This window comes from Alphaproteobacteria bacterium RIFCSPHIGHO2_01_FULL_41_14, from assembly GCA_001767855.1.
Taxonomy (GTDB): Bacteria; Pseudomonadota; Alphaproteobacteria; order UBA7879; family UBA5542; genus 2-01-FULL-41-14.
Genome location: MEMF01000002.1, coordinates 1 through 19,853 on the forward strand (window position 1 = coordinate 1; position 19,853 = coordinate 19,853).

Consider the following 19,853-nt stretch of genomic DNA (forward strand, 5'->3'; position numbering starts at 1 on the left):
AACAGCCGCCTAAAAACGGCTAATATGAGCAAGGAAATTTATCCTTATCCCTCATAACTTTTGGTCCAACTATATGGGACCAGGTTAGTCGAAAACAAGAACTTTTGCCCCTGTTCCTGTTATGCCCTTAAGATGAGCCCATTCTATTGCACCTGAAAATTCACCAGCAGAGGCTTCCTGCCTTGCATGTTGTATAGGTAGAGAGGGTTTTATACCGAATCTTGACAAAAGACCTGGTTTTTTTGACTTTTCTTGCTCACGATATGTTCTATAAAGCCTTTGAATCTTGGCCAAAAGAGTTTGTCTTTCATTAAATAACTGATATCTAGAATCTTTTGATAAAGTCTTATCTTGGAGTGTTGTATTTACCTCAGTCAACTGATCCTGGAGGTTTTTAAACTCCTTTGAATCTTCAACTTTTTTCCTAAAATCATCGTGGAAAATTGAAGCTTTATCCTGATCTGATAAAGAAGCACTTACAGCCACATTATGCGGAAAATAAGAAACAAAACTTAAGAGAAGTAACCCATAAACTAACGTCATAAATCAGCCCTTCCTGTTTTCTTCTCAGTTTACAGGAATACAACCTCCTTTCAAATCAAAATTAATCATCCAAAAACTTTTTCATTTTCTTGAAAAAGTTAAAGGAGTCTGGCTGATTCTTTTCTTCCTTAGACGTTTTGTTAAACTGTTCCAAAATTTCTTTCTGATCCTTAGAAAGATTGCGGGGGATTTCCACCCGAACTTCCACATACATGTCTCCCCGAGAGGAACGCCGATAGATAGTCATTCCTTTATCTTTTAACCGGAATTTATCGCCCGGTTGCGTACCCGCAGGGATCTTCACAGAAACGCGCGTGCCTTCAATAGTGGGCACATCCAACGAGCCACCGGTCGCTGCCATCACCATGGAAATCGGGACTCGGCATAATAAATCTGCGCCGTCTCTTTGAAATAAATCATTGGGTTTAATATGAACAAAGACGTATAAATCCCCCGCGGGAGCACCTTGCGTCCCGGCATTGCCTTCTCCCGTTAATCGAATCTGCACGCCATCTTCTATGCCAGAGGGAATGGTGATTTGCAGTTTCTTAGTTCCCTTTACATGCCCTCGTCCGTGGCATTCTTTACAAGGATCCTTGATGATTTTTCCCGCTCCTCCACAGGTGCTACACGTCCGCTCCATCATGAAAAAGCCTTGCTGTGTCCGCACGCGCCCGCTGCCGCCGCAGGTGGAACACGTTTCAGGTTTTTTCCCTGCCGCAGCGCCTGAGCCATGGCACCCGCCACAAGAGAGCAATTTTGTAATAGAAATATCTCGTTTACTGCCCTCATAAGCCTCGGAAAGGGTAATGTCTAAATCATATCGGAGATCATCCCCCCGGAAAGACCGCTCAGACTGCTGACGACCCCCTGCTGCGAAGTCACCAAAAACACTCTCGAAAATGTCCGAGAATCCTCCCCCACCGAACCCTTGTTGATCGAAGCCAAATCCTCCTGCACCACCGCCAGCTCCCCCGCCGCCGCCTTGTTGGAACGCGGCATGCCCGTACTGATCGTACGCCGCCCGCTTTTGGGTATCACTGAGGACTTCATAGGCTTCATTCGCTTCTTTAAATTTTTCTTCTGCCACCTTATCATTGGGGTTTTTATCCGGGTGATACTGCATCGCTTTCTTCCGATAAGCAGATTTCAACTCTTGAGCGGAAGCGCCTTTAGAAACCCCTAATATGTCATAATAATCTTTACGTGCCATGAATATCCTCTTAAAGACAAGAAGTGCTGCTTTTCAAGAGCAGCACTTTCCTTCATCCCCTGACCCATTCAAGGGTTATTTCTTTCCAGAATCATCGTCCGGTTTATCTTCTTTTACTTCTTCAAAATCAGCATCCACAATGTTTGAGTCTTTCTCTGCTGAATTAGCCTCAGGCGAGTCTTGGGATTGCTTTTCTTGGGCTGCTTTATAAATCGCTTCCCCCATCTTCATGGAGACTTCAACGAGGGTTTGAGTCTTTGCCTGAATGGCTTCCAGATCCTCGCCCCCTAACGCTTCTTTCAAAGCATCCCGCGCCGATTCAATGGCTGTTTTTTCGGCCTCAGAAATTTTCTCTCCATGCTCTTTTAGTTGCTTTTCAGTGTTATCAATCAACCCATCTGCATGGTTTTTAGCCTCTATAAGCTCGCGCTTCTTTTTATCCGATGCAGCGTTTGCTTCTGCCTCTTTGATCATTTTCTCCACGTCAGCATCTGACAAACCTCCGGATGCCTGGATCTGAATTTGCTGTTCTTTGCCCGTTGCTTTGTCTTTCGCTGATACATTCACAATACCATTGGCATCGATATCAAAGGTCACCTCAATCTGGGGCATCCCTCGGGGAGCCGCCGGAAGATTCTCTAGGTTAAATTGACCGAGCATCTTGTTATCATTGGCCATTTCCCGCTCTCCTTGGAACACCCGAATGGTCACCGCGGTTTGATTATCTTCGGCAGTGGAAAAGATCTGGCTTTTTTTCGTTGGAATGGTGGTATTTCGCTCGATCAATCGTGTGAACACACCTCCCAACGTTTCGATCCCTAAAGAGAGAGGTGTCACGTCCAGCAAGAGGACATCCTTTACATCTCCCTGCAACACACCGCCCTGAATGGCAGCACCCATGGCCACTACTTCATCAGGATTTACCCCACGGTGAGGTTCTTTTCCAAAGAAACTTTTCACAGCCTCAATGATTTTAGGCATACGGGTCATTCCCCCCACCATCACCACTTCCTTAATATCAGAAGTTGTCATGTTGGCATCTTTTAATGCCTTGCGGCAAGGCCCAAGAGTCCGCTCAATTAAATCATCCACCAAAGATTCTAACTTGGCCCGTGTAAGGGTCAGATTTAAATGCTTTGGCCCTGTGGCATCCGCCGTAATAAAGGGCAGATTCACCTCTGTTTGAGCCGCACTCGAAAGCTCAATCTTCGCTTTTTCAGCCGCTTCCTTTAACCGCTGCAAGGCCATGCTGTCTTTCTTTAGATCAATTCCATGTTCTTTCTTGAAAGTGTCGGCTAAGAAATCAATAATACGATTGTCAAAGTCTTCCCCTCCGAGGAACGTATCACCATTGGTGGATTTCACTTCAAACACACCATCTCCGATTTCAAGAACAGAAACGTCAAAGGTGCCTCCTCCAAGATCGTACACAACGATATTACCTGTTTTATTTTTATCCAATCCATAGGCCAATGCCGCTGCCGTTGGTTCATTTATAATACGGAGCACTTCTAAGCCTGCAATCTTACCTGCATCTTTTGTAGCTTGGCGTTGGGCATCATTAAAGTAGGCGGGGACCGTAATAACAGCCTTGGAAACAGAGGCTCCTAAGTACTTTTCTGCGGTTTCTTTCATCTTTTGCAAGATGAAGGCACTGATCTGGCTAGGGCTATATTTCTCGCCGTTGGCCTCTACCCAAGCGTCCCCGTTTGGCCCTTCAACAATCTTATAGGGAACTGAATCCATATCTTTTTTTGTGATGGGATCATCAAATCGACGGCCAATCAATCTCTTAATGGCAAAAAAAGTATTCATGTGGTTTGTAACCGCTTGACGCTTTGCAGCCTGTCCCACTAAACGCTCTCCCTCCTTTGTAAAGGCCACCATCGACGGGGTCGTGCGCATGCCCTCAGCGTTTTCGATCACCTTAGCGGTTTGTCCATCCATTACCGCAACACAAGAGTTGGTTGTTCCGAGGTCAATTCCAATAACTTTGCTCATAATGTCTCACTTTCGCTTTTAATAAAAAATCTAATACCCTATATATAATTCATAATTTAGCACTCTTCAAGCCCAAGTGCTAATTTTCTAAAGGAAATTTTCTCTCTTCTCTTCTATGGCTTTTTTAGATGAACGAAGTAAGCAGGCCGCCCTTCTTCTATACCTTTCTGCTGAAATCGTGTCTCTACCCATTCAGGGGGGACCTCAAATCCCTGCCTATTGATTTGGAAATCTGCCGAGCGCTTAAAAACGTCTAAAGCCCACTCTCGGTATTCCTCATGGTCAGTGGCAAATAAAAATTCTGCCCCTTTTTCTAAGGTGCTCGCAAGCAAAGAAAGATTCTCTGAAGTCACAAAACGACGCTTGTGATGCCTCTTCTTGGGCCACGGATCGGGAAATAAAAGAAAAACTTTAGAAAAAGTCTCTGGAGGCAACAAGGTCAATAAAGACTGGGCGGCTTCTGTAAAGAGACGGACGTTGGTCAGTTGCTTTCCTTCAATGGTGGAGAGAAACGTCCCCACCCCGTTCAGGAAAGGCTCACATCCAATCATTAAAACATGAGGGTACTTTTCTGCCAAATAGGCTAGATGATCGCCATTCCCAAACCCAATCTCGAGCCATAGTTCTTTGTATCCCTCTAAAGACGCCGGGCAAACGATTTGGTCATTTTCAATCGTTAACCGAATCCTCGGCAGAAGATTGTCCAACAAAACTTTTTTGCCTGTCTTTAAGGCGCGCCCCTGACGGCGCCCATATAACATCAGTATTTCCTCGAAGAAAAGGGATCAAATCGATCAAACCACGCCATTATCGAAAAGAATAGGCGACAGAGCGGAGGCGTGGGAAGAGCTTTTGGCAAACGAACATCTTCCACAGCGAGAGTCCCTAAGGTTGTTTCCTTTATAATGCGGCCATACGGATCAATAACCCCAGAAATACCTGAATTGGCCACCCTCACCACGGGTATACCTTCCTCAATAGCACGCATCCGAGCGATTTGAAAGTGTTGATAGGGCCCAAAGCTCGTCCCAAACCAAATATCATTGGTCAGGTGCAGCAGCCACTCTGGGCGATCATGCGGAGAGGTGACTTGGCCCGGGAAAATAGCCTCATAACAGATGGCGGGAGCAAAACTGGGGATCCCTGACACATGCAACGTTTGGGGTCCAGCTCCTTCGGAAAAGTCTAACATGCCAGATGTCACTTTTCGTATGGTGTTTTTGGGAAAAAAGACTTCAAGCCCTCTTCGAAAAGGGACGTATTCCCCAAAGGGAACGAGGTGATGTTTATCATAAGTCGCCTCTATTTGTCCTTGATGATTTAAAACATAAAGACTGTTCCAAATTTTTTTGTTTTCTTTGTCTCTTTTTACAACCCCGAAAATAAGGTGGGAACCCTCTGGGACGGCGCGTCCTAATCTCTCCTTTAAGGCATCCCCCTCCAAATAAAACCCAAGAGCCGTTTCTGGCCAAATCACAATATCTGCAAGTCTCGAGCCTACCTGACTAAGTCGCAGCAGAAGATTCAGATTAAGACGCTGTTCTTCAAGTTCCCAAAACGGAGACTGGGAAATACTCGGCTGTACCAAACGAACCACCTTGTTTGTGTACTCCGTTGGGTTTGATAGCCGAACCCCTCCAAAGAGAAGAACACCTATCCCCACTGCCACGCCCGTCTTTACATACAAAGACGTAAACCGCGACGGAACGACAGAACAATATAAATAAGGAATGCCTGCCAAACAAAGGGTCAGAAAACTAAGAGTGTAAACACTCCCAATAGACGCTGTCTGCGCCACGATGAGCACTGGCGACCAAGTATACCCAATCAGAGACCAGGGAAGTCCGGTCAAAAAATATGTCAAAAAATACTCGCCTGACACCCACCAAAAGGCTGCCATAATCAACCGAGACACGGACTTCGAATGAACATATCCAAATTGCAGAAAAAGAAATTGCAAGATTTTAGAGGGAACCGTATAGGCCCATCCCAAAAACCAAAAAGAGATAAAAGCCATAAACAGAGCTAAGAAAGCAGGGAGTCCCATAAAACAAAGAGGGATCATCCACCAAAAGACATTAAACTCTATAAATAAAGCCTGACAAATCCAATAGAGGCTAATACAAAAAAACCCAAACCCAAAGGCCCATACTCTGGTCAAGAAGTGGGTCCAATGAACGGGTACATCTAACAAACAAAGAAGACGAGAAACGGTAAAAAGTAAAACAACTTGGATGCCCGGCAAGGGAAATAAAATGAGGCCCGTTAAGGTACCAAGACATAAAAATTCGACGAGAGGTGGAAAGCGACGAAAAAAATTCAGATAAGCTTCCCGAGAGGATAAACCCAGTCTTATCCAAGAACTCACTGTATCCTCTAAGCTTTCCGCGGTGCTAAAATCATAATCATTAAGTTGCGTTCGCTCTTAGGTTCCGTCTCTGCCATACCGATATCTTCCACTTCATTTTTCAAACGGTCCAAGAGACGAATCCCGACTTCTTTATGAGCCATCTCTCGCCCTCGGAAACGCATGGTGATTTTGACTTTATTTTCTTCTTCAAGGAAGCGCCGAACTTGTTTCATTTTAATGAGATAGTCATGTTCTCCGATCACAGGGCGCAACTTGATTTCTTTGATCTCAACAATTTTCTGATTCTTTTTCGCTTCATTCTTTTTCTTTTGAAGCTCGTACTTGTACTTTCCGTAATCTAAGATTTTACAAACTGGAGGTTCCGCATTCGGGGACACTTCTATAAGGTCTAAGCCCGCCTCTTGAGCTCGCTCGATCCCTTCTCTGACAGAGACAACCCCCACCATGTTACCCTCTTCATCGATGAGTCGAATGCTCTCCACTCGGATTTCTTCATTTATTCTAGGACCATCTGAAGGCCGAGGCGTCGTCATAAATTTACTTATTTTTAGGTCTCCTTAAAAAATTAAACGGGCATCGCCCCTGCTGTTTTAAGCCGCTTGGTTATATCGGGCAGAGACACAATTTCTTGAGTATCCCCCCCGAGAGTCCGAACTGCCACCGCACGATTGTCAGCCTCCTTCTGCCCAACAACCAAAACGTACGGGATCTTTTGCAAACTATGTTCACGAACTTTATAACTAATCTTTTCATTCCGCAAATCAATTTCTGCACGAATACCTTCTTTTCTGAGATGCTCATAGACTTCCTGAGCATAGTCATTAACACCTGTCGTAATACTCGCCACCACCACTTGAACCGGCGCGAGCCAGAGCGGGAACTTGCCTGCATAATGTTCGATTAAAATACCGATGAAGCGTTCAAAAGCTCCCAAAATGGCTCGGTGGAGCATCACGGGACGATGGCTCTGACCATCTTCTCCTATATAGGACGCACCCAGTCTCTCTGGCAGCACAAAATCTAGTTGAAACGTTCCACATTGCCAATCCCGCCCTACAGCATCTTTTAAGACAAACTCTAGTTTGGGACCATAAAACGCTCCCTCCCCTGGGTTCAGCGTATACGGAATACCCACCACATCGAGCGCTTCCTTCAATCTAGATTCTGCTTCATCCCATATAGTGTCTGTACCCGCTCTTTTTGTAGGTCGATCAGAAAATTTGATGTGAAAATTATCAAACCCCAGATCCTTATAAACAGATGACAACAGATAACAAAAAGCCTTCGTCTCTGACACAATCTGATCTGTTGTACAAAATATATGAGCATCATCTTGCACAAAGCTACGCACCCGCATGATACCATGGAGCGCCCCTGACGGTTCATTGCGATGGCAGTGCCCAAATTCGGCAATTCTTAAAGGGAGATCTCGATAGCTTTTTATTCCTTGCTTGAAAATCTCCACATGGCAAGGACAGTTCATGGGCTTTACCGCCAGAATACGATCATCGTCATCTTTAACGATAAACATGTTTTCGCGAAATTTTTCCCAGTGCCCCGATTTTTCCCATAAAGATTTATCCACCAAAAGGGGGGTGTTTACCTCCACATATCCAGCTTTTTCCATACGCTTACGCATATAGTTTTTAAGGAGATTATAAAGCTTCCATCCCTTCGGATGCCAAAACACACTTCCCACAGCTTCTTCTTGTAAATGGAAAAGCTCTAGCTGTTTCCCCAGTTTCCGATGATCACGCTTCTCAGCTTCTTCTATGCGGGTTAAGTAGTCTTGTAACTCTTTTTCCGTGGCCCACGCTGTACCATAAATCCGTTGCAACATGGGATTATTAGAATCCCCTCGCCAGTAAGCTCCCGCCAATTTGGTGAGCTTGAAGGCTTTACCAATTCTTCTCGTGGACGGCGCATGGGGTCCTCGGCACAGATCGATAAATTCTCCTTGACGATAGAGGGTAATGCGCTCTCCTGCGGGGATGCTGCCGATAATTTCTGCCTTATAATTCTCTCCCATATTTTTGAAAAAGGCGATGGCTTCGTCTCGATCCCATTCCTCCCGCACGATGGGCTCATCCCGATCGACGATCTCTTTCATCTTCTGTTCAAGAGTCTCAAGATCCTCTCGGGTAAAGGGTTTGTCACGCGCAAAATCATAATAAAATCCATTTTCAATGGCCGGCCCAATAGTGACTTGGACATCTTTCCCATAAAGTTCTTTCGCGGCCTCGGCTAAGAGGTGAGCCGTATCATGGCGAATAACCTCGAGGGATTCAGGGGCCTCACGGGTTAAAATTTCAACAGAAGCATCCTCAGGGAGAGGATAGGATAAATCTACCAGCTGACCATTGACTTTGGCCACAAAAGCCGCTTTTTGCAAACTCGAACTGATCGCCCCTGCTATAACCGCAGGCGTGGTGTTCAGGGGGAATTTTTTGATTGTTCCGTCTTTAAAAGTAACTCTAATCATTCTTCCTCGGCACTTTAGCTGAATAGTTAAAAATGTCAAGAATTTAAAGCAGCTATTGTTTTTAAAAGCATTCTATATTATGGTTCGCACATAAAAAGGGAGAGGTGGCCGAGTGGTTGAAGGCGCACGCCTGGAAAGTGTGTATACGTTAATCGCGTATCGAGGGTTCGAATCCCTCTCTCTCCGCCATTACCACTAGGACTTTTCTAGATTAAAAAACAGCTAGGAGGAACAGTGCATGAAAATTGTCGGCATTGGAAAAATCGTCTCGAATCAGCGCCCCGAAGAGATCATGTCTTTTTGGGATGACTTTTTTACACAGAATATCAGCGATCAAATCCCGAACCAAATCTCTCCCTCTCTTTTTTGCCTTTACACGGATTATGAAGGGGACTACCGCGATCCGTATAAAATGATTATCGGCCATGAGGTGGCAAGCTTTGATAACCTCTCCGCTGGTATGGAAAAAAGAGAATTTGACTTTGAGGAGTACACCCACTATACGATCACAGGTGAAATGCCAAAGGTCGTGATGAACCAATGGCAGGAAATTTGGAACAACCAACTTCCGCGCGCCTACACTCTCGACTTCCAACGTCACAATCCCGACGGGAGTGTGGATATATTTGTGGAATATACAAAATGAGCCAGCCAAAAACTCACCTCCAAACCCCCTCCATCCACTGCCTCAGTCGTGGCGTTATTATTGAACAAAACCATCTGTTGGTCTCCCGCAACCCTCGCGCTACCCATCCCTATGTCTACTTGCCCGGAGGCCACATTGAAGAGGGGGAATCTGCCGAACAGACCCTTGTGCGCGAGATGATCGAGGAAACATCCCTTCTCTTTAAAGTAGACCGATTTATTGGCGTCTTAGAATACTCTTTTGTTCCCAATAACAGCTTACAGATCTGTCATACACACGAGTATAATTTTTGCTTTCTAGCCTCCTGCCCTGCCCTAAAAAATCTTCAATTGCCTCCTGAACCTGAAAAAGACAAGGTCCGCTTTCAATGGGTTCCTCTGCCTGATCTTTCTCGATCAAATTTATTACCTGCCCCTCTCATCAATCTCTTGCCCATTTGGTTAAAAACAGCCAGCTCTCCCTCTGTTTTTTCCAGCGAGATGATCTAATCTTTCGGTTTTTTTAATTCTGTGGTTTACTTAAAAGTAAGGAAAACTTTGCATGACTATCAAATCGATTGCCGTCTACTGCAGCGCTTCAGATAGGGTCGCCCCCAAATACAAAGAAGCGGCAAAACAAGTGGGACATCTGTTGGCTAAAGAATCCATTCGGCTTGTGTATGGAGGAGGAGATACGGGCCTTATGAAAATTGTCTCTGACGCTTGTATGGAAGCAAAGGGGCAGGTTCTCGGGGTTATGACAGAATACTTGGAAGATTTCGAAGATTTAAATCTCAATATCACAGAACTAAGAATTGAAAAATGTATGCACTCTCGTAAGAAAAAAATGTTTCTGGAGGCCGATGGGTTTCTTGTTTTACCAGGAGGACTAGGTACTTTAGATGAGATTTTTGAGGTGCTCACTTGGAAACAGATTGACCTTCATACAAAACCCATTGTGTTCTTAAATCAAGACGGGTTTTGGGACCCTCTTATCCCTCTTATGGACACCATGATCCAGGAAAAAACCGCTCCCGTCTGGACTAAAGATTTATACTCGATAGTCTCCGACGTGGGAGATATTCTAAAAGGATTTAGAAACTCAATTCAGGCTTCACACAACTCTCACAATAAATGGTAGCCGATTTAAAAAACCATTTTTTTTCTTTTTTTTTCTGTTACACTTAATCTAGTAGTTTAGGGAGGATTACATGTTTCGGTTTTCATTTTATATCGGTCTTATCTGTTTTGCTTTTTCTTTCGAAGGGCTAACTATAAGGATTATAAATCCCTTTAAGCCCGGGAGCTCCCTCGTCAATATTAATGGCAAGGTTAAAACCTTAACACGCAGCACAAGCTGTAATGCCCGTCGTTGGGATAATAACCAAGAGAGTGCGTGCATGTGTTGTATCGTTAAGCAAGGGATTAGACCAAAAGGCCAATTTAAATATAGCGGAAACTTTGTGGAACACTGCTTACAGAAAAAGCATTGCACGGAAGACTCCCTTAACGCGATCGCTGCCTCTTTGGGAACCCGATACAACCCTGACGCCCCAGAACTCATTGTGCCCGTCATTATTGATGCCGCACGGGTTATCTCTACCGCTGGCACACTTGGAAAAGAGGATCATGGCACCTCAAGCCTGAGTCCGGATGGGGTGATTAAGGCTCTTGGCATTTTAGCAGCCCAAAACAAAATTCCAGGTACATCCAAAGAGATTAAAGAGTGCTATACGGCCGTCTCTAAAACAGACAAAGGAAGCCAAACTATTCAGACATATTTGGTCTCTAGAAATACCTATTGCGACGACCCCAAAGACAGAGAGAGAGGATTCAAAATCTTTGATGGCCTTTACTATGTGAAAGAATTGGGCAAAGGGGAAAAGGAAATAAAAAACACGACTCGAGTTAAAGAAAGCGTTTTGGGGCAATACAATCTCGCCAACCCCAATCGCCCGAAGGGATTCCCTGCCATCGCTTTAGATGAAGTCTCGTTCTTTTACAAAGATCATCGCGGAAAAACCCATTATTTGGCCGTTCTCACGCTCTCCCCAGGCCAATCTATCTTTCATATTCTCAAGAATTTTTCCGAGACTTACAAAGCAAATCAAGACGGAACACTGACAGATCCCCAAGCATATGGCAAAGCACTCACCATTGCTCGGCATGCTATGGCTTCTTTAGGGGGACAAGTGGGTCGACTTCATGCCACATATATGACGCGGGATAAAAAAGGACGCCTCACCGGAATGTCTAAGGCCGTCCATGGAGATATGCATTCTAATAATATTTTTGAAAATGAGCAGTTGGATGTTGTCTTCATCGATGCTGAAACGTTTGCCATCGCCCTAAAGGCTCCCCGCAGTGTGGGTAAAGATCTATTGCGCATGTATCTGTTCTCAACTATTAGAACCGCTTCTCACCAAAATGTGCGCAAAGGAAATGTGGGGCAAACCTACTGGCACGAACAGATTATTAAGCCATTCTTAATGGAATACATCTTGTCATATACATTCTTAGATGGCCGCTATAGCGAAGAAAACTTTAAAGATGTTATGCGCATATTGCGTCGTACATTCTCTTTGTCTGGTGCCGGAGGAGATCCTGAGGCTGTCTTCTTCAGAGCCGGGCTCATTAGTTCTGTACACGCTTATAAAAAATATATTTCCCCTCTTCTTAAGGAGATTGAGGAGACAATTAAAAATCATCCCAACCCCATTGAATTAAGTTTACAAGGATCTCATCTTACCCCGAAAAGAATGTCAAGGCCCTGGCAGGATCCTAGAAACAGAATGTTTGGATAGACGCTTTTATACCTTTAAAATCCTCTCATAAAAGCGTATCTTGGGATACTTTGTCTAAGTTACTTTTCGATTAAAACCATATGATTAAACACGCTCTTGTTCTATTTTTTACGTTTCTAATTGCTCTAACATCTGATGCTACAACAGGATGTGGTCAGGTTATATATGGAAACCGAAGAGCTCCCCTAAAAATGACTGAGTATGCCTCCCCTACTTGTGTCATTTGCTCTCAATTTTCAGAAACAATTTTTCCAGAACTCCATCGCGACTATATTAAAACTGGAAAAGCCATGTTGACCGTCATAAACTTACCCTTTAATGCCATTGATCTTAAAGCTTGCGTCCTCGTAAGCCACAGCCCTAACCCACAGAAATTCAATACGTTTGTCTATCAACATCAGAAAGAATGGCTATTCTCAAAAGACCCCCTTAAACAACTGGGAGTCCTCTTAGAAAAACAAGGCATGTCACACAAACAAATAAAAAAAGCGTTAAAAAATAGAGAAATTGAAGATAGAATCATTAAGCAACGTCTTATTGAGGAACAGAAACAAAACATCCAGGCCATTCCCCTCATAATCATTGGACAAAAAAGAATTGTGGGGCTTATGCCTTGGGATAAATTAAAGCTTGTTATAGAAGAGGCTTTGCAGCATATAAAGAGGGGAAACCCTCTTGAAACCTTTGGACAAAACGATGAAAATAAAAAAGATACAAGAACAACATCGGCGCCTAAAAAAAGAGATCGCGCCTAAAACTGAGACCTCTTCCCACTCTCCCTCTTTTAAAAGTATGGCTTGGAAAGCAAGCAGCGATATGGTGGGAGCCATTATTGTAGGTACCGGTGGAGGCTTGTTGTTTGACCGTTTCTTCCACACCCCACATTGGGGATTGATCATTGGATTTTTTTTAGGATCTGCCGCAGGCCTCTTGAATGTCTACCGAGGGCTCTGTAGGGTGGGGTATGGCCTTGGGAAGAAATGAGGAATTTTAAGTGGAAAGTCCGTTACATCAATTTGAAGTAAAAACATTACTTCCTATTCATTTAGGAAATATTGATCTTTCTTTCACCAATTCTGCTTTATTTATGGTGTTAGCGGTTTTTTCTATTTTAACACTCGTCTTTTTAGCTCTGCGTGCCCCAAAGGCCATTCCGGGAAGATTCCAGTCTCTCGTCGAACTTTCCTACGAATTCGTTGCAACCCTTTTAGAAGAAAGTACCGGCACAAGGGGTAAAAAATATCTTCCATTTGTCTTTTCTATTTTTTTATTTGTCTTATTTGGAAACTTGTTGGGGCTAATTCCCTATGGCTTTACGTTCACCAGCCAGCTTATTTTAACCTTTGGATTGGCGTCCCTTGTTTTTCTTGTCATCATTTTTGTGGGAATTGCCACCCACGGGGCTAAGTTTTTAAAACTATTTTTCCCGGAAGGAGCACCCCTGATCATGGCGCCTCTTTTAGTACCTATTGAGCTCATTTCTTTCTTGTCGCGCCCCGTCAGCCTCTCTGTCCGTCTCTTTGCTAATATGATGGCAGGCCATACAATGCTTAAAGTTTTTGCTCTCTTTACCATTAGCTTAGGATTGTTTGGAGTTTCCACCATTATCCTGAATGCCATCCTCATTGGGTTTGAATTTTTAGTCGCGTTTTTGCAGGCCTATGTATTTACCGTCTTAACGTGTCTTTATTTAAATGATGCCATTCATTTGCATTCGTGATAAATTCGTCTTCAAAGGAGAGAAAAATGGAAGTAGAAGCAGCAAAAATGATCGGAGCCGCTATCGCCGTATTGCCTTTATTTGGCGTAGGCTTGGGCATTGGTAAAATTTTCGCAACCCTTATTGAATCTGTTGCTCGGAATCCAGAAGCACGGAAAGATGTTTTTTCTATTGGAATTCTTGGGTTTGCACTCACGGAAGCGGTGGCTCTTTTTGCCCTTTTAGTCGCTTTTCTAATTCTTTTTAAATAGTTTTATTTCTTTTCCGGAATCGAACGTGCCCCAGCTTGACATCAGTGTTTACCCTTCTCAGCTTTTTTGGCTTATTGTTTCCTTTGGCCTGCTCTATGTCTGCATCCATTGGCTTGTTGTCCCTCGGATTAGCAGGATCTATCAAAAAAGACGGGGCCTTCTAGAAGAAAAGCTAGAAGAAATTGAGCAATTTAGAAAAAAAATTGAGCAATTAGAGACGGAGATTGAACTTTTATCTACCAAAAGTCAGAGAGAATCTTCTGAGTTGCTCGCCCAGACTCAAAAGGAGTGTAGCCAAGTATTGGAAGAAGAGGAACTTAAATTAGAAAAAAAAGCTTCAGAATCATTAGAAGATTTTATGAAGAAAATAGAAGCCCACATGCAAGAAGTGGAAAAAGAACTGTCTAAAAAACAAAAAGACTTAACAAATTTGATTGTTCACAAAGTTTTAGAAACACCGATTCTCCCTTCACACGAAGAGGAAAAACACTGATGGCTTTTCTCTTTTTACAAGACCCTTCTTTTTGGATCCTCATTTCCTTTCTTTTGCTGGTGGGAACCTTCTCCACCCGCATTTTAAAAAAGCTTAATCAACAACTGAAAACGCGCCAAGAGGCAATTGCCCGACAAATATCAGAAGTAGGTGCTCTTTACGAAGAAGCCAATATGTTGTTTTTAGAAGAGAAAAACAATCTCGCAAAAAAAGAGCAGGAAGTTTCTCTCCTCACAACAGAAACTTTAAAAGAGATCGACAGAAAAAAACAAATCCTCAGGGGCAATATTAAAAATTTACACCAAAAATGCGAAGACACACTCCATCATAAAATGGAAGCAATCAAAGAAAAGTATATAACGAAAATAGAAAAAAAAATGTTGGAGGATTGTTGTGCTCGCGCAGAAAATGATCTAAAAAAAACGCTGGGTCGCAAGACGGATACCACGTTGATTGAAACCAAAATTGAAAAAATGAGTTTATAGAAATCCCATGAAAATTTGCATTATAGGCCTTGGATATGTGGGACTTCCCCTCGCTATTAAACTTTCTCAACACTATCCGACCACAGGGTTTGATATCGACACGGCAAGAATAAATGAATTAAGAACCGGACATGATCGCACTTTAGAAATATCCTCTGCTGATCTTCAGCATTCCACAATCGACTTTACTTCTAAGGTCTCTTCTATCAACCAACATGATGTTTATATCGTCACCGTACCAACTCCGGTAACTAAAAAAAATACACCTGACCTAGGCTTACTGAAAAAAGCTTCTCAAATGCTGGGCCGTGTTATCTCTAAAAATGCCATCATTGTCTATGAAAGCACAGTATATCCTGGTGTCACGGAAGATTTTTGTGGAAAAATTATTGAAAAAACTTCTGGTTTAGTCTGTGGAAAAGACTTCTTTCTTGGCTATTCTCCTGAACGCATTAACCCAGGAGACAAATTCCATACAATTGATAAAATTACAAAAGTTGTTGCCGGTCAAACGCCTGCCGTGGAAGATGTTTTAAAAGAAATTTACGGAAAAATTACCAAGGTTTTCGTTGCTCGAAATATCAAAACTGCAGAAGCGGCTAAGGTCATTGAAAACACTCAACGGGACATTAACATTGCTTTTATGAATGAACTCACACAGATTTTCCATGCAGACCAGATTTCCATTTATGATGTTTTAAAAGCTGCTCAAACAAAGTGGAATTTTTTGTCTTTTACCCCAGGGCTGGTGGGCGGCCATTGTATCGGTGTTGATCCCTACTATCTCGCTTCCTATGCTAAAAAAAGAAAGGTAAGCCCCCGCATCACCTTGGCAGGACGATATGTTAATGACCAGATGGCTGGCTTTCTAGCCGCCCAGTGCCACGCCTCCTTGCACAAGAAAAAAAGCTCTATTTTAGTATTAGGGCTTACGTTCAAAGAAAATGTTCCGGACCTTCGAAATACAAAAATTGCTCCCTTCATAAAACATCTTGAAGCGTTGGGACACACAATTGATGTTGTTGACCCTCTTGCAGATCCTGCCGAAGCTTTTCAGCTTTATGGACTAACCTTGCGTTCTTTAGAAGATCTACCAAAAAACCACTATGATTGTATTGTGGGAGCTGTTCATCATACCTCGTTCTCTTCTTTATCTTCTGCGGCCTTAGCTTCTCTTGGGAAAAATCCTTGTTGCCTCTTTGATGTAAAGAATATGTGGTCTCAGTTAGAGTTCCCCCCACATTGCCATGTAGCCTCTTTATAAGCCTGATTAAAAAGTATCAAAACATTTTGTAGGATTTTTAATTTTATGGTATTTTTGAGTAGATTTTAAGCAGTTCCTAGGGTTTTTCTGAAAAATGTCGAGCACAAAAAAAAATATACTCTCAGGAGAGAATCTCACCAAGATTTATAAAAAAAGAAAAATCTTACAAGATGTCTCTATCCATGTAAAACAAGGCGAAATTGTGGGACTGTTGGGCCCAAATGGTGCAGGAAAAACGACTTGTTTTTACATTTTATGTGGTCTGATAAAAGCAGATGGTGGTAAGGTCATCTTAAGCAATCAAGACATTACACCCTTTCCTATGTACCGCCGCGCCAGACTGGGGATTGGATATTTACCTCAAGAAGCCTCCATATTTCGCGGACTTAATGTGGAAGATAACATTAATGTTGCCCTTGAAAATACAGATCTTTCTCCTGAAAAAAGAAACAAAGCTCTCGATTCTTTATTAGCGGAATTTTCTATTGCTCATCTCAGGCATGCGCCTGCTTTAGCTTTATCCGGAGGAGAGCGCCGCCGGGTAGAAATCGCACGCGCCTTGGCAACGTCGCCTCAGTTTATTTTATTTGACGAACCGCTGGCAGGAATCGACCCCATTGCCATTCAAGATATCCGTGCTTTAATCTTGCACTTAAAAGAAAGGGGCATTGGTGTTTTGATCACAGACCATAATGTGCGCGAAACCTTAGATCTTGTGGATCGTGCCTATATTCTGAATGAGGGAAAGATTTTAACCGAAGGAACCCCTCAACAATTGAGTGCACACGAGGAAGCCAAGCGTGTTTATCTTGGAAAATCATTTCGTATCAAAAAATAAAAAGGAGGGATAATGCAAATAACAATTACAGGCAAACAGTTCGACCCAGGAAAATCCTTAAAGGAAAGAATAACGCTTGCGTTGACTAAAGTTGTCCATAAATATTTTGACCACGCCGTAGATGCTCATGTGACCATTTCAAAAGAAAACCATTTCATCACTCTGAACCTTGAAGTTCATATTGGACATAATATTATTGTACGGGCTTCTGATTTAGCGGATGAAGCGTACTTAGCTCTTGACCAGGCCATCCGCACATTAGAACAAGGACTAAGACGATACAAAGAGCGCTTAAAAGCCCATCACTCTAATCATGATGTTTCAAAAGAAGAAAAGGCCATGCAATATGTGTTGGGTAATTCTTATCGGAATTTTGAGGAAGAAGAAGAAACCCACAAGCATGATCAACCGGCTGTGATTGCAGAAACGACAACTTATATTCCCCATTTGTCAGTCAGTGAGGCAATCATGCGCTTGGATCTGTCTGATTCTCATGCTTTTCTTTTCAAGAACAAGTCTCATGGACAGCTGAATTTGGTCTATATGAGAAAAGATGGTAACATTGGCTGGGTAGATCCAGAAGGTAATAAAAAACTGCATGAAAACAAGTAAAAACAAGATTTCTAGAATATTGGCACTTGCTTTTTTTGAATCCGAAAGAAAAGAAAAGATCAGACGGCAATACCTTCTTGCCCTTCAAAAAATTGTTTTTATGATTGATCAAGCACCTAAATTCTACTCATTTCTTGTAAGTCCCATGTTTTCCATAGAAGAGAAAGAGGTTTTTTTCTCTATATCTAAAACTCCGAAAAGTGTGCTCTTTTTTCTAAGATTAATCATAGAAAACAAAATGATCTCTCACCTCAAAGAAATTACTAATCATTATGAAGAGCTTTTATATGCTTCTCTGGGTAAAACAAAAGCAACGGTCACTGTTGCCCACTCTTACGATATTTCCAAGTCTATGGAAGAGCTTTTATCTAAAAAACTTGAAAAGCTGATACAGAAAAAAGCTCAATTCATCTTTGAGATAGATCCCACCATTTTGGGGGGATTCCAACTGGAAACAAGCGATTTTTATTTAGACTCCTCTTTAAAAAAGACTTTGGCAGATATGCGAAATAGTCTATAGGAAACATATGACTCTGAATGCATCTGAAATTTCTTATATCTTAAAAGAAAAAATCAAAGGGTTTGATACTAAAACCAATTTGAAAGAAGTGGGCAAAGTACTCTCTGTAGGAGATGGTATTGCCACAATCTATGGACTTACCTCCGTCAAGGCAGGAGAACGATTGAGGTTTGAAAATGATATCGAGGGTATGGCCCTTAACTTAGATGAAGATACGGTGGGAGCTGTCATCTTCGGTGAAACACGCTCGGTCCATGAAGGGACAATGGTAGAAGCTACCCAATCTGTCATGGAAGTCCCCGTGGGAATGGGGCTTTTAGGCCGCGTTGTAGATGCTTTAGGAAATCCAATTGATGGAAAAGGTCCCCTAAAAAACGTAAAGATGACGCCCATCGAAAAAGAAGCCCCCAGTATCATTGATCGCAAGTCCGTTCAAGAACCTCTTCAGACAGGGATCAAATCCATCGATAGCTTAGTTCCCATTGGGCGTGGACAGAGAGAACTTATTATTGGGGATCGCCAAACCGGCAAAACATCCATTGCCATTGACACCATGCTCAATCAGAAAAGATATAATAACTCTAAGAACAAAAGCGATCACATTTACTGTATCTATGTGGCCATTGGTCAGAAAAGATCTTCTGTGGCGCAGTTGGTCAAAATCCTCGAAGATCGCGGAGCGTTAGAGTATTCGATCATCGTGGCTGCCACAGCTTCTGACCCTGCCCCTCTCCAGTTTCTTGCGCCCTACGCTGGATGTGCCATGGGAGAATATTTTCGAGATAACGGTATGCATGCCCTCATTGCCTATGATGACCTCTCTAAGCATGCGGTTGCATATCGTCAAATGTCTCTTCTCTTAAGGCGCCCTCCGGGACGAGAGGCCTTCCCAGGAGATGTTTTTTTCCTGCATGCCCGTCTTCTAGAGCGTGCCGCCAAATTAAATGATGAGAAAGGAGGGGGGTCTTTAACTGCCCTTCCTATTATCGAAACTCAAGAGGGAGATGTTTCTGCCTATATCCCCACGAATGTCATTTCCATTACAGATGGACAGATTTTCTTAGAAACAGATTTATTTTATAAAGGGTTCCGTCCTGCCATTAATGTTGGTCTTTCCGTAAGCCGAGTTGGTTCTGCCGCCCAATCGAAGGCGATCAAGAAAGTATCGGGTACGTTAAAGTTAGACTTAGCGCAATATCGTGAAATGGCAGTCTTTTCACAATTTGCGTCAGATCTTGATGAAAAAACCCGCGCTCTGTTGACACGAGGAGATCTTCTGTCTCAACTTTTGAAGCAACCCCAGTATGCTCCTGTTTCTTTGGGAGAAGAAGTTATTACTCTCTATGCTGGAGTTCATGATTTTTTACATAGCCTATCTCCTGACCGAGTTCAAGATTTTGAGACATATCTCTTTGACGTTGTTCGTCGAAAACATTCTTCTTTTCTCGAGCAGATCGACCGGGAAAAAGATCTTTCTGATGACCTGGTAAAGAGGCTTGAAGAAGTGTTATCTTCTGTTCTTAAAGATTTCAAGAAGATTAAAAAGGCTTAATCTTATGTCCCCCTTTTTCCATAGCTTTTGGTATCGTTTGTTGTTCATTAGCCCACTGATTCTTCTTTTGTGGGTTCTCA

Annotated in this window: 22 protein-coding genes and 1 tRNA gene; 16 read left to right on the forward strand and 7 right to left on the reverse strand. The window is 42.9% G+C overall.

The genetic code is table 11. The features are described from left to right. Positions 1–84: 84 nt before the first annotated feature. The 7 genes from A2621_00005 to A2621_00035 form a co-directional block, all read right to left on the reverse strand. Complete coding sequence (locus A2621_00005) at positions 85–543, reverse strand: hypothetical protein (GenBank protein ID OFW89308.1); 459 nt, start codon at positions 541–543, stop codon at positions 85–87. A gap of 61 nt (positions 544–604) precedes the next feature. After that, positions 605–1,756 carry a molecular chaperone DnaJ gene (locus A2621_00010; protein OFW89309.1) on the reverse strand — a complete coding sequence of 384 codons (1,152 nt, stop codon included), beginning with the start codon at positions 1,754–1,756 and terminating at the stop codon, positions 605–607. A gap of 75 nt (positions 1,757–1,831) precedes the next feature. Further along, positions 1,832–3,757, reverse strand: a complete 1,926-nt coding sequence (locus A2621_00015; protein OFW89310.1) for a molecular chaperone DnaK — start codon at positions 3,755–3,757, stop codon at positions 1,832–1,834. Positions 3,758–3,870: 113 nt separating this feature from the next. Further along, on the reverse strand, positions 3,871–4,518 hold the full coding sequence (locus A2621_00020; GenBank protein OFW89311.1) for a tRNA (guanosine(46)-N7)-methyltransferase TrmB: 648 nt from the start codon (positions 4,516–4,518) through the stop codon (positions 3,871–3,873). After that, entirely contained in the window at positions 4,518–6,125 is a 1,608-nt protein-coding gene (locus A2621_00025) for an apolipoprotein N-acyltransferase (GenBank protein ID OFW89312.1), read from the reverse strand. Before A2621_00025 ends, A2621_00020 begins: the two co-directional genes overlap by 1 nt. Before the next feature lie 8 nt (positions 6,126–6,133). After that, a complete protein-coding gene (locus tag A2621_00030; GenBank protein OFW89313.1) occupies positions 6,134–6,661 on the reverse strand; it encodes a translation initiation factor IF-3 in 528 nt (175 codons plus the stop codon). Positions 6,662–6,693: 32 nt separating this feature from the next. Next, positions 6,694–8,610, reverse strand: a complete 1,917-nt coding sequence (locus tag A2621_00035; protein OFW89314.1) for a threonine--tRNA ligase — start codon at positions 8,608–8,610, stop codon at positions 6,694–6,696. A gap of 98 nt (positions 8,611–8,708) precedes the next feature. Here A2621_00035 and A2621_00040 point away from each other — a divergent pair. From A2621_00040 to A2621_00115, 16 genes are all read left to right on the forward strand, one after another. Continuing rightward, positions 8,709–8,799, forward strand: a tRNA-Ser gene (locus tag A2621_00040). Positions 8,800–8,848: 49 nt separating this feature from the next. After that, positions 8,849–9,256 carry a hypothetical protein gene (locus tag A2621_00045; GenBank protein OFW89315.1) on the forward strand — a complete coding sequence of 136 codons (408 nt, stop codon included), beginning with the start codon at positions 8,849–8,851 and terminating at the stop codon, positions 9,254–9,256. Between the two features lie 77 nt (positions 9,257–9,333). Beyond that, positions 9,334–9,744 (forward strand): hypothetical protein, encoded by a 411-nt coding sequence (locus A2621_00050; GenBank protein ID OFW90090.1) that lies wholly within the window; start codon positions 9,334–9,336, stop codon positions 9,742–9,744. 52 nt (positions 9,745–9,796) lie between these two features. Next, positions 9,797–10,375 (forward strand): Rossman fold protein, TIGR00730 family, encoded by a 579-nt coding sequence (locus A2621_00055; GenBank protein OFW89316.1) that lies wholly within the window; start codon positions 9,797–9,799, stop codon positions 10,373–10,375. Positions 10,376–10,445: 70 nt separating this feature from the next. Then, positions 10,446–12,038 (forward strand): hypothetical protein, encoded by a 1,593-nt coding sequence (locus A2621_00060; GenBank protein ID OFW89317.1) that lies wholly within the window; start codon positions 10,446–10,448, stop codon positions 12,036–12,038. A gap of 191 nt (positions 12,039–12,229) precedes the next feature. Next, the gene (locus tag A2621_00065; GenBank protein ID OFW89318.1) at positions 12,230–12,793 is read left to right on the forward strand and encodes a hypothetical protein; all 564 of its coding nucleotides are present in this window, start codon (positions 12,230–12,232) and stop codon (positions 12,791–12,793) included. Then, entirely contained in the window at positions 12,735–13,022 is a 288-nt protein-coding gene (locus A2621_00070) for a hypothetical protein (GenBank protein ID OFW89319.1), read from the forward strand. The genes A2621_00065 and A2621_00070 overlap by 59 nt, the downstream gene beginning before the upstream one ends. Before the next feature lie 10 nt (positions 13,023–13,032). Beyond that, the gene (locus A2621_00075) at positions 13,033–13,758 is read left to right on the forward strand and encodes a F0F1 ATP synthase subunit A (protein OFW89320.1); all 726 of its coding nucleotides are present in this window, start codon (positions 13,033–13,035) and stop codon (positions 13,756–13,758) included. 26 nt (positions 13,759–13,784) lie between these two features. After that, the gene (locus A2621_00080) at positions 13,785–14,009 is read left to right on the forward strand and encodes a F0F1 ATP synthase subunit C (protein OFW89321.1); all 225 of its coding nucleotides are present in this window, start codon (positions 13,785–13,787) and stop codon (positions 14,007–14,009) included. A 25-nt stretch (positions 14,010–14,034) separates the two neighbouring features. Further along, entirely contained in the window at positions 14,035–14,502 is a 468-nt protein-coding gene (locus A2621_00085) for a hypothetical protein (GenBank protein OFW89322.1), read from the forward strand. Then, on the forward strand, positions 14,502–14,987 hold the full coding sequence (locus A2621_00090; GenBank protein OFW89323.1) for a hypothetical protein: 486 nt from the start codon (positions 14,502–14,504) through the stop codon (positions 14,985–14,987). The genes A2621_00085 and A2621_00090 overlap by 1 nt, the downstream gene beginning before the upstream one ends. Positions 14,988–14,994: 7 nt before the next feature. Beyond that, positions 14,995–16,251, forward strand: coding sequence for a UDP-N-acetyl-D-galactosamine dehydrogenase (locus A2621_00095; protein ID OFW89324.1), 1,257 nt, complete (start codon positions 14,995–14,997; stop codon positions 16,249–16,251). Positions 16,252–16,345: 94 nt separating this feature from the next. Then, the gene (locus A2621_00100) at positions 16,346–17,089 is read left to right on the forward strand and encodes an LPS export ABC transporter ATP-binding protein (GenBank protein ID OFW89325.1); all 744 of its coding nucleotides are present in this window, start codon (positions 16,346–16,348) and stop codon (positions 17,087–17,089) included. Between the two features lie 12 nt (positions 17,090–17,101). Next, positions 17,102–17,701 carry a ribosomal subunit interface protein gene (locus tag A2621_00105; GenBank protein OFW89326.1) on the forward strand — a complete coding sequence of 200 codons (600 nt, stop codon included), beginning with the start codon at positions 17,102–17,104 and terminating at the stop codon, positions 17,699–17,701. Then, the gene (locus A2621_00110; GenBank protein OFW89327.1) at positions 17,688–18,221 is read left to right on the forward strand and encodes an ATP synthase F1 subunit delta; all 534 of its coding nucleotides are present in this window, start codon (positions 17,688–17,690) and stop codon (positions 18,219–18,221) included. Before A2621_00105 ends, A2621_00110 begins: the two co-directional genes overlap by 14 nt. 7 nt (positions 18,222–18,228) lie before the next feature. Next, positions 18,229–19,773: a F0F1 ATP synthase subunit alpha gene (locus A2621_00115; GenBank protein ID OFW89328.1), complete on the forward strand. Its 1,545-nt coding sequence runs from the start codon at positions 18,229–18,231 to the stop codon at positions 19,771–19,773. Positions 19,774–19,853 lie beyond the last annotated feature (80 nt).